General features: G+C 61.3%; 10 protein-coding genes and 1 pseudogene. 3 read left to right on the forward strand and 8 right to left on the reverse strand.

What is annotated here, in order from left to right; genetic code table 11:
• Positions 1 to 4: 4 nt before the first annotated feature.
• Positions 5 to 1466 (forward strand): annotated as a pseudogene (gene mltF / locus PVA39_RS15035) (membrane-bound lytic murein transglycosylase MltF).
• Between the two features lie 99 nt (positions 1467 to 1565).
• On the opposite strand, the gene PVA39_RS15040 reads toward mltF, so the two are convergent.
• From PVA39_RS15040 to PVA39_RS15060, 5 genes are all read right to left on the reverse strand, one after another.
• Positions 1566 to 3752 carry a putative bifunctional diguanylate cyclase/phosphodiesterase gene (locus tag PVA39_RS15040; RefSeq protein WP_274124721.1) on the reverse strand — a complete coding sequence of 729 codons (2187 nt, stop codon included), beginning with the start codon at positions 3750 to 3752 and terminating at the stop codon, positions 1566 to 1568.
• Positions 3753 to 3997: 245 nt separating this feature from the next.
• Positions 3998 to 4474, reverse strand: a complete 477-nt coding sequence (tadA, locus tag PVA39_RS15045; protein WP_274124722.1) for a tRNA adenosine(34) deaminase TadA — start codon at positions 4472 to 4474, stop codon at positions 3998 to 4000.
• A gap of 15 nt (positions 4475 to 4489) precedes the next feature.
• Complete coding sequence (locus PVA39_RS15050; RefSeq protein ID WP_274124723.1) at positions 4490 to 5866, reverse strand: multicopper oxidase family protein; 1377 nt, start codon at positions 5864 to 5866, stop codon at positions 4490 to 4492.
• A gap of 145 nt (positions 5867 to 6011) precedes the next feature.
• Positions 6012 to 7586 carry an ABC transporter permease gene (locus tag PVA39_RS15055; RefSeq protein ID WP_274124724.1) on the reverse strand — a complete coding sequence of 525 codons (1575 nt, stop codon included), beginning with the start codon at positions 7584 to 7586 and terminating at the stop codon, positions 6012 to 6014.
• Positions 7587 to 7588: 2 nt separating this feature from the next.
• The gene (locus PVA39_RS15060; RefSeq protein WP_274124725.1) at positions 7589 to 8605 is read right to left on the reverse strand and encodes an extracellular solute-binding protein; all 1017 of its coding nucleotides are present in this window, start codon (positions 8603 to 8605) and stop codon (positions 7589 to 7591) included.
• A 230-nt stretch (positions 8606 to 8835) separates the two neighbouring features.
• On the opposite strand from PVA39_RS15060, the gene PVA39_RS15065 reads away from it, so the two are divergent.
• Together PVA39_RS15065 and PVA39_RS15070 are read left to right on the forward strand one after the other, a co-directional pair.
• Positions 8836 to 9432 carry an NAD(P)H-dependent oxidoreductase gene (locus PVA39_RS15065; RefSeq protein WP_274124726.1) on the forward strand — a complete coding sequence of 199 codons (597 nt, stop codon included), beginning with the start codon at positions 8836 to 8838 and terminating at the stop codon, positions 9430 to 9432.
• A gap of 17 nt (positions 9433 to 9449) precedes the next feature.
• Positions 9450 to 10049, forward strand: coding sequence for a TetR/AcrR family transcriptional regulator (locus PVA39_RS15070; RefSeq protein WP_274124727.1), 600 nt, complete (start codon positions 9450 to 9452; stop codon positions 10047 to 10049).
• A gap of 163 nt (positions 10050 to 10212) precedes the next feature.
• Here the strand turns inward: PVA39_RS15070 and PVA39_RS15075 are convergent, their stop codons facing one another.
• The 3 genes from PVA39_RS15075 to PVA39_RS15085 form a co-directional block, all read right to left on the reverse strand.
• The gene (locus PVA39_RS15075) at positions 10213 to 12108 is read right to left on the reverse strand and encodes a TRAP transporter permease (RefSeq protein WP_274124728.1); all 1896 of its coding nucleotides are present in this window, start codon (positions 12106 to 12108) and stop codon (positions 10213 to 10215) included.
• Positions 12109 to 12167: 59 nt separating this feature from the next.
• Positions 12168 to 13160 (reverse strand): TAXI family TRAP transporter solute-binding subunit, encoded by a 993-nt coding sequence (locus PVA39_RS15080; RefSeq protein WP_274124729.1) that lies wholly within the window; start codon positions 13158 to 13160, stop codon positions 12168 to 12170.
• A gap of 107 nt (positions 13161 to 13267) precedes the next feature.
• Positions 13268 to 14197, reverse strand: a complete 930-nt coding sequence (locus tag PVA39_RS15085; protein WP_274124730.1) for a dihydrodipicolinate synthase family protein — start codon at positions 14195 to 14197, stop codon at positions 13268 to 13270.
• Positions 14198 to 14298 lie beyond the last annotated feature (101 nt).

Raw genomic sequence — 14298 nt, forward strand, 5'->3', positions numbered from 1 at the left:
GCCGATGCCCTCTCCAAACCTGATTGGCAAGCGCTACGCCGGCTGGCTGTCGGCGATCGGATTACTCCTGATGCTCAGCGGCTGCGCGGAACCTCCGAGCAGCCTGGAGCGGATCAAGGAGGAAGGCGTGCTGCGCGTGATAACCCGCAACAGCCCCGCCACCTATTTCCAGGATCGTAACGGTGAAACCGGCTTCGAGTACGAGCTGGTCAAGCGTTTTGCCGACGACCTGGACGTCAAGCTGGAAATCCAGACGGCCGACAACCTCGACGATCTTTTCTCCCGCCTCGGCAAACCGGGCGGCCCGGTGCTGGCCGCCGCCGGCCTGGTGGAAAGCGCAGGCCGCCAGCAAAGCGCGCTTTTCCGTGCCCTACCTGGAAGTGACCCCGCAAATCGTTTACCGCAACGGTCAGCGCCGCCCGAGCCGTCCTGAAGATCTGATCGGCAAACGCATTCTGGTGCTCAAGGGCAGCAGCCATGCCGAACAACTGGCCGAGCTGAAGGCTCAGGTGCCTGACCTTAAATATGAAGAGTCATCCGATGTCGAGGTGGTCGACCTGCTACGCATGGTCGACGAAGGCGAAATCGACCTGACGCTGGTCGACTCCAACGAGCTGGCCATGAACCAGGTGTATTTCCCCAACGTGCGTGTCGGCTTCGATCTGGGTGACTCGCGCAACCTGGTCTGGGCGGTGGCACCGGGCGAGGATGACAGCCTGCTCGAGCAGGTCGACGGCTTCCTGCGCCGCTCCCAGGACAACGGCAGCCTGCAGCGCCTTAAAGAACGCTACTACGGCCATGTCGACGTTCTGGGTTACGTGGGCGCCTACACCTTCGCGCAGCACCTGCAGCAACGCCTGCCGCGCTACGAGAAACACTTCCGCAAGTCCGCCAAGGAAAACGATCTGGACTGGCGCCTGCTTGCCGCCGTCGGATATCAGGAATCACTCTGGCAGCCTGGCGCCACCTCAAAGACCGGTGTGCGTGGGCTGATGATGCTGACCCTGAACACCGCCCAGGCAATGGGCGTATCCGACCGCCTCAACCCGCAGCAAAGCATCCAGGGCGGCGCCAAGTACCTGGTGCATGTGAAAGAACAACTGCCTGACAGCATTCAGGAGCCGGATCGTACCTGGTTCGCCCTCGCCTCCTACAACATTGGCGGCGGCCACCTGGAAGATGCGCGCAAGCTCACCGAGGCCGAGGGCCTGGACCCCAACAAGTGGCTGGACGTGCAGAAAATCCTGCCGCGCCTGTCGCAGAAGCAGTGGTACAGCAAGACCCGCTACGGCTATGCCCGCGGCGGCGAGCCGGTGCATTTCGTGCGCAACATCCGACGCTACTACGACATCCTCACCTGGGTAACCCAGCCGCAACTGGAAGGCAGCCAGGTCGCCGAGAGCGGCCTGCACGTGCCAGGCGTCGGCAAGGACCACCCCGAGCAGCAGGAAAAGGCGCCGCTCTAGCAGGTTGCGCGAAACCAGCTCGTTCCGTCATGCGTCTTACTGCATCGTAAGCCATACCGCTCGCCCCATGCCTAGGGGTATCGAAACCAGCATTGCCGGCTATTCGCGCGTTTTCTGACATGACGCCTTGATATGGCGTTCGGCAAATTCACCCGCGGTCACCGGACGGCCGTAGAGATAGCCCTGCCCTTCGTGGCAGGCATAGTGCCGCATCAAATGTTCCTGTTCACGCGTTTCGATACCTTCAGCCGTCACCTCCAGTTCGAAACCGGAAGCGAGCCGGGCCACGGCCTCGACAATAACTTCGTTTTTCTTGCTACGTTCAATACCGCTGACGAAAGAGCGATCAATCTTCAAGCGGCTTACGGGATAGTCCTTCAGCAAACTCAACGAAGCGAAGCCCGTGCCAAAATCATCGAATGCCACGCCAACACCCAACGAGCGAAGGTGGCGTAACGGCTGCATGATCCGTTGTTCGTTACGCAAAATGGTATTTTCGGTAATTTCCAACTCCAGTGCGCTAGCGGGCAGGGAAAACTCGGTCAGCACACTTTCAACCACCTCGGCAAAATCGCGAGTCCGAAACTGAGCGGCGAATAAATTGACTCCCATTCGGAACTGGGCATGCCCTAAACGTCGCCATTGAGCAGCCTGCTCACAGGCCGTTCGTAATATCCACTCGCCCACCGGCACCGCCAACAGGCCGCCCTCCAGCACCGACAGAAAAGCGGCTGGCGACATCACACCGTGATCAGGGTGATTCCAGCGTATCAAGGCTTCTGCACCCGAAATGCTTCCATCTTTCAGCCGTACTTGCGGCTGGTAGTACATCTCGAACTCCTGATTCTCCCACGCCTGGCGCAATGACGATGTGAGCGCTCCTTTCTTCGACGCGGTCTGACGCAGCTCAGGAGTGAAGATGCGAATCAGTTGTCGGCCATCGGCTTTAGCCTGATAAAGCGCGAGATCGGCATTTGCCAGCATCTGGTCGCCATCACCCTCGCTCCCGGTCCTCATCGTGACGCCGATACTGGCACCGATATGGATAGGCGTATCTTCAAACTCGATAGGCTCTTCAATGGCAGCAATGAGCGCTAGGCCAAGCGCGATTGCTTCATGCGAATCCGCCGTTCCCGTGATAAAAACCACAAACTCGTCACCGCCCAGCCGGGCGACCATGTGCTCTGCAGGCACGCGCTCACGAAGACGGTTGGCAATTACCTGAAGTACGGAGTCACCGGCAGAGTGCCCCAGGGTGTCGTTTACGTCCTTGAAGCCATCCAGATCTATCAGCAGGATGGTGGCAGTTAACTGAGCCTCACACGCCTCCTGAATACGCAACTTCAAGCTTGATCGGTTGGAAAGTCCCGTCAGGTGATCGTATTCAGCGGCACGTCTGAGCTGCTTGACAGCCTCCAGCCGGTGAGTGATGTCACGAATGATCGCGCCGAACTGGGGCTCGCCGGCATCGACCCACTGCGAAAGCGAAAGCTCGATGGGAACCTCAGAGCCGTCCCGACGCATAGCCATCAAATTGGTAGATGACCCGATGATTCGAGTAGGGCCGCCAGACGCCACTCTGGCCAGCCCCGCATTGTGCTGGGCGCGCATGCCCTCGGGCATGATGATATTGAGCGACTGCCCAATCGCCTCATCGGCGCGATAACCGAAAATGGCCTCTGCCGAACTATTCCACGAGGTGATCTGGTTGTTGGCATTTGCACAGATAATCGCATCGGGAGAGGTCGAGGTGATATTTGCGAAACGCAGACGACTTTCCTCCCCTTCTCGCTCCAAACGCCGCAACTCCATGCGCTCAAGCACCATGACGGCCAGGTCTTGAAGCACCTGCTGATCACGTGCTGAAAAAGACGCGCGGGGCTTATTGTCGATCAGGCACAAGCTGCCCAAGGGGTAGCCCGCCTTGGTAATCAGCGGTGCTCCAGCGTAAAAACGGATATTAGGGTGGCCTACGACCAGGGCATTTTCGCTAAACCGCTCGTCCTGCAGAGCATCCAGCACCACAAATACATCGTGCTGAATGATCGCAAAAGTGCAAAAAGACACGTCACGATCCGTCTCGCATACATCCAGCCCTACACGAGCCTTGAAGAATTGCCGGTCTCTATGGACCAGAGAGATCAAAGCGATCGGTACATCGAAAATTCGCGAAGCCATTTTGACGATGTGGTCATACTCTTGCTCCGCCGGGCTATCCATCAGCGCGAAAGCATCCAACACCTGAATTCTTGCCTCGTCATCCGGGCGTACTGGATACTTGCTCATACACATTGCTCCATGCTTTTACGCAGACGCCGGTCACGGAATCGGGGCATCCTCGAAGCAGTGTATATGAGGCGGTTGAGCTAACGCATTCAATCGGGCAGCGGCACCATTCGCTCCACAAGAACAAGCGCTGCTCAAAAATCCGTACGGCTCCTATCTACGAACCAAAGGTTCAGCAGAGAATCCCTACTGCCGCTCCAAGAGGGCCACTTCAAACCGCAGTCGTAACGGGAAACCGAGTTTCGCTAGCCGCGCCGCGCCTTGAAAAACGCCTTCAACATCTCACCGCATTCCTCGGCCAGCACCCCGCCCTCGACCCGCACACGGTGATTGAGGAAAGCTTGATCGAAGAACTGGCCGCGGCTCACCGCCATGCCTGCACGGGGTTCGCTGGCGCCGAATACCACGCGTTGCACACGCGAGTGGACGATCAGCCCCGCGCACATGGCGCAGGGTTCCAGGGTCACGTAAAGAGTGCTGCCGGGCAGGCGGTAGTTGGCGATGGCCTGGGCGGCGGCGCGGATGGCGACCATCTCGGCGTGGGCGCTGGGATCAGAAGTGGAGATCGGGCAGTTGAAGCCGCGGCCGATCACTTCGCCGTCCTGCACCAGCACGGCGCCAACCGGCACTTCGCCGCGCAGAGCGCCTTCGGCAGCCAGCCCAAGCGCTTCGCGCATAAAGCGCTGGTCCTGGCTGCGGTCGATGATCAGCGGGGTTTTCAAATCAGGGCACTCAAATCAGGCGATCTCTACGGCGGCCATCAGACCTGTTTCCATATGGTCGATGACGTGGCAGTGGAACATCCACACGCCAGGATTATCGGCCACGAAGGCGATGCGCGCGGTCTCGTTCTTGCCGAGCAGGAAGGTGTCGGTGTAGTACGGCTCGATCTTGCGGCGGTTGGAGTCGAGCACCTTGAAGATCAGCCCGTGCAGGTGGATCGGATGCTGGTACTGGGCCATGTTGCGCAGCACGAAGATGTAGTGGCCGTCCTTCTTCAACTTGGCGATGGGCCGGTCGGCGCAGGTCTTGTCGTTGATGTCCCAGGCCTGACCGTTGATCTGCCAGTACTTGTAGCGGCCAGCCGCCTCGTCGGCAGGCGATGCCAATGCCGCGGCCCACTCGAAGTTGAAGCGCAGGGTTTCGGCTTTCGTCAGGTCCGGCTCGGCCACCGGGTTCGGCGGCAACGCCGGCGGCCATTCGGCGGCAGGCTCGTCGCTGGCCACCGACTTGATGGTCGCCAGGCGCAATGGCCCGTTACGCAGCGACAATTCTTCGCTGCCAGCCGCCGGAACCTTGAGCGCCAGGTCGATGCGCATGCCCGGGCCCAGCCAGTATTCCTTGCCCAGCGGGCGTGGGTTTATCGGATTGCCGTCCAGAGCATAGATGCGCGCCTCGCCGCCCGAGAGATTGAGGCGATAGGTGATGGTGCTGTCGACGTTGATCAGGCGCAGGCGCACAACCTGGCCGGCGGGCAACTCCAGGGTCGGCAGCGACACGCCGTTGATGGTCGACAGCCGCCCACGGGTGCCTTCCCGCGCCGCCTCGCGGGGCACGCTGAATTCAGTGAAGGCGCCCTCTTCGTCCACGTGCCAGCTCTTCAGGCACAGGGTGCGCTCGTGGCTGAAGCCGGTTGGCTCACGTTCCTCGATGATCAGCGGGCCGACCAGCCCGCGACCGAGTTGTTTGGCACTGGATTCGTGGGGGTGGTACCAGTAGCTGCCGGCGTCCGGGGTGACGAAGCGGTAATCGAAGAACTCCCCCGGCAATACCGGCGCCTGGGACACATAGGGCACGCCGTCCATCTCCAGCGGCAGGCGGATACCGTGCCAGTGGATGGTGGTGGGCTCGGGCAGGTGATTGATGAAGCGCACGCGCAGCTCGTCGCCCTGGCGGCAGCGCAGCTCCACGCCGGGCGCCTGACCACCGAAGGTCCAGGCCGGGGTGACATGGCCAGGCACCAGTTCGATGTCGTGGGGCGCCGCGATCAGCTCGTAGTCGTGGGTCTTGCGGTCGAACGGGCGCCCCAGCCAATAACGCGCGCCGCCAGCACCGAGGCCTACGACGCCGAGGCCGACCAGACCGCCCAACACCTGTCTACGGGTGAAACTCATGAAACCTGCTCCTGAAGCGGGACTGCGGTGACGCTAATCAGGTCTGAACGATTGCGCCTCTGCGGGCACTGGAGAGCTGCGCACGATACACCTTGAACGCGGGGGCGTTAAGCCGCGATACCGCGACATCACTTCCTGCCCGCATTCAAGAGCGGCGATAAGCCCGCGTCGTCAGCAAATACACCGGCAACCCCGACACCAGCACGATCAACGCGGCATAGGGGGCGGCGCCGGCGTATTCCAGATTACCGGTGTGCGACCAGACCTTGGTAGCCAGGGTTTCCAGGCCGGTGGGGCCGAGAATCAGCGTCGCGGTCAGCTCCTTCATGCAGTCGAGGAATACCAGCACGAAGCCCGCGCCAATGGCCGGGAAAATGATCGGCAGGGTCACCCGCAGAAAGGTCGCGAGCGGCGTGTGCCCAAGGGTGCGCGCAGCCTCTTCGAGCTGCGGCGAGGCCTTTTCCAGGGCGACCCGGATCGGCCCCTGGGCCATGGGCATGAACAGCAGCGCATAGGCCACCAGCAGCAGGATGCTGGTCTGGTACAGCGCTGGCACGTAGCCGAGGGCGAAGAACACCAGCGACAAGGCGATCACCAAACCCGGCAAGGCGTGCAGCAGATACGGCAGGCGATCCGCCAGGGTGGCCATGCGCCCGTAGTAACGCACCACCACCAGGCACACCGGCAGTGCCAGCAGGCAGCTGAGCAAGGCGCCGCCAAAGGAATAGCGCAGCGACGACCACAGCGTCTGGGCGATTTCCGCGACCGGAAAGCTGGCCGAGCTGCCTTCGACGATCCAGAAACCCAGCATCACCAGCGGCACGCCACAACCAACGACCACCAGAGCCAGCAACAGCACCTGCGCCAGGATGCCCCAGCGCCCCAGGGACACCCGCGCCGCACTGCGTGCTACGCCCTGGCCGGTACGCGCATAGCCGCGCCCGCGCAGGCGGAACTCGCCCCAAAGCAGCAGCATGCAAAGCCCCAGCAGCAAGGCCGACAGCATGGCCGCGTTGCTGCCGCTGAACTCCAGTTCGAACTGTTGATAGATGGCAGTGGTGAACGTCTGGTAACGCATGATCGACGGTGCGCCGAACTCCACCAGCATGTGCACCGCCACCAACAGGCTGGTGGCCATCAGCACCGGACGCAACAGCGGCAGGATGACGCGCCAGAACACTTCACGGCGGCTACAGCCGAGCATGCGCGCCGACTCTTCCATGGCCGGGTCCAGGTTGCGCAGCACCGCCACCACCGGCAGGTAGATCAGCGGGTATTTGGACAGGATCATCACCAGCACGGTGCCACCCAGGCCCTCGAACAGCGGGCTGATCGACACCCAGGTAAAGCCGCTGACGAACGAGGGTATGGCGAACGGCAGGCACAGCAGCACGTTCCAGTGCCGGCGCCAGCGCAGGTCGCTGCGCTCCACCAGCCAGGCCAGGGCCAGTCCGATCACCGCGCAGCCGAGGGTCACCAGCACCATCAGCTTCAGGGTGTTGGCCAGCAGGCCGAACACGAACGGCCGCCACAACAGCGCGAAGGCTTCGTGCGGGCCGACCTGCGCGGCGCGCACCACCACGAAGAACAGCGGCAGCGCCGCGACCAGCAATAGCGCCAGCACCGGCAACTGCAGCCAGATCGGCGGCGCCTTGCGACGCCGGCTGCTGATGGTCGGTGCCGGCAGCGGCAGCTCCGGGTTGACCGCCTGGGGCTGCATGATCAGTTCATACCCACTTCGCGTTGCAGCTCCAGGGCATCCTCGGCCAGACCGATCTGCGCGGCGGTGATGGCCGGCGGCTTGAGCTGGTCATAGGGCTTGAGCAGCGGGTCGGCCGCCACCTTGGGGTTGACCGGATATTCGGCGGACTGGGTGAGCACGGCCTTCTGGCCTTCCTCGCTGATCATGAAGGCGAGGAACTGTTGCGCCTCCTTCGGGTGCTTGCTGGCCTTGACCACGGCAGCTCCGGAAACGCTCGACAGGCCACCGGCATCGCCGTCGGCGAAATAGTGAAGTTTGGATTTGAGCTCGCCCTTCTCTTTCTTCAGCGCCGTCCAGTAATAACTGTTGACCAGCGCGGCGCCAACCTCACCGTTCTCCACGGCCTTCATGGCGATCACGTTGTTGGTGTAGGTGCTACCGAAGGCCTTGAGGCCGGTCAGCCATTCTTCGGCGGCTTCTCGGCCGTTGAGGCGGATGACCGCGGCGGTCTGGCCGAGGAACTCGCCACTGCTCGGCACGAAGGCGATCTTGCCGGCCCACTCCGGGCTGGCCACTTCCAGCACGCTTTTCGGCAGCTCGGCCTCGGTGACCAGATCCGGGTTGTAGGCCAGTACGCGCACACGCGAGGTGATGCCGATCCAGTTGCCGTTGTCGTCGGAGAACTTGGCATCGATCTGCTTGAGGGTGCTGTCATCGACCTTGGCCAGCAGGCCCTGGCTGCCGAGTTTGATCAACGGCGGCGCCTCTTCGGTGTAAACGATGTCGGCCGGTGAGCGGTCGCCCTCCTCGGCGATCTGGTTGGCCAACTGGCCACCGCCGCCCTTGCGGATCAGCACTTTGATGCCGGTCTTCTTCTCGAACGCCGCCGCCACGGCTTTGCCGGTGGCCTCGTGCTGGCCGTTGTACAGCGTCAGGGTTACCGCCTCGTCAGCCTGCACACCGGTGGCGAACAGCAGGGAAGACAACACACCCGCGGCGATCGCGCGTGCCAGACCCGTTACTCGATGAGCAGACATTGACCCTTTCCTCACAAAATCCACGCGCAGCTCGCAAAGCCGCGCGGGTGGCCCAACGGGGCCCGCCAGGCGATGGCGGACACAAAAAGTTACGGGTGATTATACGTGCCAACTGCGGCTGATTCTCAAGTAATGTTTGCTCGCAGCTGAACCGCTGATCCTGTGCTCGCTCGACAACCTACCAAAAGTAAGTTACTAATAGTAGGCAACCCCTTCTGGAGGTAATGCCTATGCACGCCCTGATCGTTTTCACCCATCCTGATTCGCACTCGCTCACCCACACCGTCGCCACACAGCTCGCCGATGGTGTGCGCCATTCGGCACCCAAGCACTCGGTGGAACTGGCCGACCTGGCAGCCGAAGGCTTCGATCCGACTTACAGCGAAGCGGATGTCGCTCTGTTCCAGAAACGCGGCCCGGTACCGGCCGATATCGACGCCGAGCATGCCCGCCTCGAACGGGCCGACGCCTTGGTGCTGGTCTATCCAATCTACTGGTGGTCCTTCCCTGCTCAACTCAAGGGTTGGATCGACCGGGTATTCACCAATGGCTGGGCCTACGAGGAAGCCGATAACGGCAAGGTGGTGAAGAAGCTGCAGCACCTGCCCGTCCACCTGGTGGCCATCGGCGGTGCGGACGCCGGCACCTTCACTCGCCACGCTTACGCCGAGGCGATGAAGACGCAGATCGAACACGGCATCTTCGATTACTGCGGCGCCCCGGTGGCTTCGTCGCATTTCCTGATGGCCTCGGACCTCGGCTTCCCCGAGGCGCATCTGCAGACGGCGCAGGCGATAGGCCGTAAGCTGTTCGCCGAACCGTTCTGAACCACCCCGGAGTATCGATGAGCCCGCAGCCCAACCAATCGCCACGTCGACGCCTGCCACGGGAGGAGCGCACGCGCCAGTTGCTCGAGGTGGCGTGGCAGCTGATCGGCAACGAGGGCACCGACGCCCTGACGTTGGGCCGACTGGCCGAGGCCGCGGGCGTGACCAAGCCGGTGGTGTACGACCATTTCGGCACGCGTAATGGGCTGCTGGCCACGCTCTATCAGGATTATGACGAGCGCCAAACGCGGATCTTCGATGCTGCCATCGAAGCCGCAGCCCCGACCCTGGCGGACAAGAGCCGCGTCATCGCCTCGAGCTACGTGCACTGCGTACTCACCCAAGGCCGCGAGATCTCCGATGTGGTGGCCGCCCTCACCGGCTCGCCGGAATTAGCCGCTGTGAAGAAGCAGTACCAGCATGCGCTGATCGAAAAGTGCGCAGCTATCCTGGCGCCCTTCTGCGACGCAGGCGGTCTTTCAGCCGCCAGCCTGTGGGCCATGCTCGGCGCCGCAGACTCGCTCAGCGACGCCACCGTGGCCGGCGACATCAGCGCAGAGCAGGCAGAGGGTGAGCTGCAGGCGATCATTCTGGGGATGGTCGAGCGGCAACGCTAGGCAGACTCCTGCCTTCATCCTCCAATACTCAGCATTGGCTATACATCACCCTGCAACCGTCTATGTACTGTCGGCAAGACCAACCGATCGGAGTATGACTGATACAGAAAGCAAGCCTCCCCACCCTTACGGATGGGGAGAACGAGCGACGAGGCTCATCTGCTCACTTCGCTCGCAAGGACAATCCTCTGCATCGAGCCTGCCGTGCGTTCCAGAGATGAAATGCGCTGTAAGCCAGACTGCCCGACATGGCCACGGACCAGATAAGGCTTCCTGTTGGAGTGAGGATCGCTGCCGCCCCGCAGATCAGTAACAGTCCACGTGCAGAGGGCTTCAAGTCATACGAAATGTAGCCCACGAGCCCCGCCGCCCAAACCGTAGTGGAGATAAGCAATCCCACGCCGGCGATAGCGATCTGTGCGTAGGTGCCTTGAAACAGCAGGGCCTTGTCCGCGATAAAGGCAAAAGGGATGAGGAAGGCGACTGCACACATGCCAAAGGCAACCAGGCTGGTTTTCATCGCATCGGTCTTGGCAAGGCCAGCCGCCGCGAATGAGGCTAATGAAACCGGCGGTGTGACCATCGACAGGATGCAGAAATACATCACGAAGAAGTGCGCCTGGAGCGCTCCGACCCCCAGTGTCTCCAATGCCGGCACATAGAGGATTGCGCCAATGATATAGGCCGCGACCGTCGGCAATCCCATTCCCATTACGATGCAGCCGATGACGACCAGCAGTAGCGACAACGCATACGAGCCACTACCGACCGAGACCAGGCCGGATGCGAACTTGAGGGCGAGGTTGGATTGGATAGCCACAGCGACCACAATGCCAATGGCCGCAATGGGTACGGCGATTATGGCGGCCTGCTTGCCTGATTCAAGAACCATGGAAGGCAGGTCACCCAACGGATACCGGGTCTCGCGGCGTAAGTAGGGTGCCGCCAGACAGGTCAGGGTTGCGAAGGTTACCGCGATCTGAGCCGAGTACCCCATCATCAGTCCGCCTACCAGCACAATGACCGGGGTGATCATGTGCAGACGGGGCAGCAACGGCGCGATACCGCTCAAGTCCTTGTCCGTGAGCGTCCCGACACGATGCTTGCGCGCATACAGATGAGCGGAGGCGAACAGCGCAAAATAGAACGCGAGCGCGGGAAATATTCCGGCCAGGGCGACCTGCGAGTAAGGAATCACCAGCAGCTCGGCCATCACGAATGCGGCAATGCCCATGATCGGCGGCATTAACTGCCCGCCGGTGGACGCGATAGCCTCTGTCGCGGCCGCTCGCTCACCCGACATGCCCGTTCGCTTCATCAAGGGAATGGTGAACACACCCGTGGCCGTGACATTGGCCACGGCGCTGCCTGAAATGGTCCCCATAAGACTCGACCCGACGATGGACACCTTGGCACCACCGCCACTGGATTTACCCACGACGCGCATCGCGATGTCGATGAACAGCTGCCCACCACCGACAGCGCTGTACACCACACCGAACACGATGAAATAGAAGATGAAATTCACCGACGTGGCCGTGGTGACACCAAGGATTCCGCTGGTGGTCATGGCGAGTATTTCCGACCAATCGCCCACCGAAATTTCACTGAAACCGATCGCGCCCGGCAATTGATGACCCAAGCCGCCGTATAGGATGAAGCCGACGATCACGGCTAGCAGGATAGCTCCAACGGTCCGCCGTACGGCTTCGAGCAGCAGCACCACCAGGATGCAGGCGAGCGCGATGTCGTACCACTCGACGGGCGATACGTTTTCGATGCGCGTTGTGAGCCGGGGCAACTCATGCCAGTAGTAGGCGCCTACTGCCAAGGTCGCGAGCAGACACAGGCCATCGAGGCTACGTGATACCAGGGCAGGTAACTTGGCACTTGATAACGGCACTACGAGGAAGGTCAGGAATAACGCGATGCACAGGTGCGCCGTGCGTTCTAGGTGTGGTTGCTGAGGGGTGAACAGGATCCAGAACTGAAAGGTGATGAATCCGAACGCGATCCATGTTCTGGGATTGCGGATCGCCGAATCGAAATTGCTGGCCATATTATTGTTCTCAGTGGTTGCAGCGAAGCTTCAGGAGCGGCGCGAGCGCCAGGGCGAGTTCAGAGCAGGTCTATTTCCTTGTAGTAACGAATGGCACCGGGATGAAGAGCGATGCCGTTTTTCTCTGGGCTGGCTGCCTGCCCACGCACGAAGGCTTTCCAGGCAGGAAACTCGGCGGCCAGCTGGTCCACGTGCTCGACTACTGCCTTGGTGATTTGGTAGGCCGCCTCATCGGAGAGGTCCTTATGGGCAATGAGGTGGGTGCCGTAATCTCCGCCGACGGTGCTGGTTTGCTGAATATCGAACCACTTGGGAATCTCGCCTTCGACGATAGCTATCTTCGCCAAGGCGGCGACCGCCTCAGGGGAAAGATCGATGAAGCTCACATCACCAGTCAGGCTGATTTCCTGGACGGTGGGATGCCCGCGCAGGATGGTGTCGAAGTAGAGGTCGGCGCGTCCGTCACGGATCATGCCTGCCATTTGCGAAGAATCGATTTGCAGGATGCGACCGCCCGCCGCCTTGATCTTGGCGACACTGGTTCCATGCGCCTCGAGAATCGCGTCCAGAGCGGGGGGAATGTTGGAGCCTGGCGGCTTCATCATGATATTGACGGGCTTGCCGGACTCGAGGATTTCCTTGAGCGATGTAAAGCCGTTCGCCCGCAGATAATCGTTGCGCACGATGGCGCCGATATACACAGGGTTTAGCCCGCCTACCAGAGAACGGATATCCGGTGCCTTCTGGCCAGCATAGAGTTGCTCGCCCCTGACCGCCCATTGCGACGTCGCTACATTGGATAGCGCAATCTGCGCTTTACCCTGCTGTACCACCATGGGGTTCGCCACGCCGCCCCCACGGGCGATGACCTCTGCCTTGAGTGCGGTGTTTTCTTCGAGAACCTTCTTCATGGCGGCGGCAGCGACATACCAGCCGGATCCGACAGGCATGGCGCCGATGCGTATGGTTTCGGCATGTGCGGCCAATGCCATCGCGCTGGCCACCAGGAATAATGCGCTCCTGCGCACGAGCGATTGGGTAATGCCTCTCATCTCTTTGTCCTCAATGAATGCAGTGATGATTCGAAGCCCTGCGATGTCTCCTCGTAGCAGGCAAGGTCTAAAAAGGGATCCCATCATCGGGATCCCTATCGGCGATGTCAGACTGCACGTCCCAGATCGGCAAGTCGCATGGCTTCGGTGATTTCCCCATCTGCACCCGGTGCCAGCGGCAACAGCGGGGAGCGCACGGTTGCGTGCTCAAGAATGCCACGCGCGACCAGGGCATGTTTGAGGGCTACGGTGCCCTCCATATGAGAGCCGCGGTGGTAGACGTTCTTGGTAACTGGCAACAGGCGGTCGTGCAGCTCGCGGGCGCGGCTGTAGTCCTTGGCTTTGCCAGCCGCAATCATCTCGATCAGCGGCTCCGGGGCAATGCACCCGTAACCCACCAGCGCGCCGTCCACATCGAACATGGTGTGAAGCAGGTATTCATCGTGGCAGGTCAGGATCTGCAGGTCGGGACGCTCGGCGCGGATAACCGGAATCTCGGTGTCCCAGCGCTTCATGTTGCGCACACCGTTTTTCATCGCGAACACGCCAGGCAGCGCCGCGATATCCAGTTGGGTTTCCAGGTTGTAGGTCGCCTTGGTAGCATCCGGATATTGGAACAGAATGAGCGGTAGGCCACTTTCCTCGTAGATAGCCTTGTAGCGATCCTGCGGTGCGCCGTTCTGGTAACCGAAGCGCAGCCAGCCGTGCGATGGATACACCAAACCGGCGGAAGCCCCAGCGCTCACCGCACGCTTGGCTTCTTCGGCCGCCACAGCAGTGCCTTCGAGGGTAATGCCGGCGATGATCGGCAGTCGGTCGCCTACCGCGTCACGAAAGGCCTCGATGACCTTGAGCTGCTCATCGCGGGACAGGAAGGTGCCTTCTCCAGCATGGCCAAGCACAGTCAGGCCCTTGACCCCCTTGATGCTGCCCAGCCACTGCCCGAGTCGCTTGATCGCCGGGTAATCGACAGCGCCATCGCGCGTGAAAGGGGTTACCGGAGCGGGGGTGAGGCCACGAAGATCGATCTCTTTCATGTCAGTTCCTTGGGTCGGTCAGGATAAGAGATGCGGCGAGGTGAGCAGCACCTGCGCTCGCACCCAGGGTTACACGTGCATCGCACGCGGATTCGCTCGAA

This window comes from Pseudomonas sp. CNPSo 3701 (assembly GCF_028674975.1).
Classification (GTDB): domain Bacteria; phylum Pseudomonadota; class Gammaproteobacteria; order Pseudomonadales; family Pseudomonadaceae; genus Aquipseudomonas; species Aquipseudomonas straminea.

Excerpts from the sequence above, each read along its gene's own strand:
- PVA39_RS15040 (WP_274124721.1), bottom strand. The coding sequence starts at position 3,752 with ATGAGCAAGTATCCAGTACGCCCGGATGACGAGGCAAGAATTCAGGTG.
- PVA39_RS15050 (WP_274124723.1), bottom strand. The coding sequence starts at position 5,866 with ATGAGTTTCACCCGTAGACAGGTGTTGGGCGGTCTGGTCGGCCTCGGC.
- PVA39_RS15055 (WP_274124724.1), bottom strand. The coding sequence starts at position 7,586 with ATGCAGCCCCAGGCGGTCAACCCGGAGCTGCCGCTGCCGGCACCGACC.
- PVA39_RS15060 (WP_274124725.1), bottom strand. The coding sequence starts at position 8,605 with ATGTCTGCTCATCGAGTAACGGGTCTGGCACGCGCGATCGCCGCGGGT.
- PVA39_RS15065 (WP_274124726.1), top strand. The coding sequence starts at position 8,836 with ATGCACGCCCTGATCGTTTTCACCCATCCTGATTCGCACTCGCTCACC.
- PVA39_RS15070 (WP_274124727.1), top strand. The coding sequence starts at position 9,450 with ATGAGCCCGCAGCCCAACCAATCGCCACGTCGACGCCTGCCACGGGAG.
- PVA39_RS15075 (WP_274124728.1), bottom strand. The coding sequence starts at position 12,108 with ATGGCCAGCAATTTCGATTCGGCGATCCGCAATCCCAGAACATGGATC.
- PVA39_RS15080 (WP_274124729.1), bottom strand. The coding sequence starts at position 13,160 with ATGAGAGGCATTACCCAATCGCTCGTGCGCAGGAGCGCATTATTCCTG.
- PVA39_RS15085 (WP_274124730.1), bottom strand. The coding sequence starts at position 14,197 with ATGAAAGAGATCGATCTTCGTGGCCTCACCCCCGCTCCGGTAACCCCT.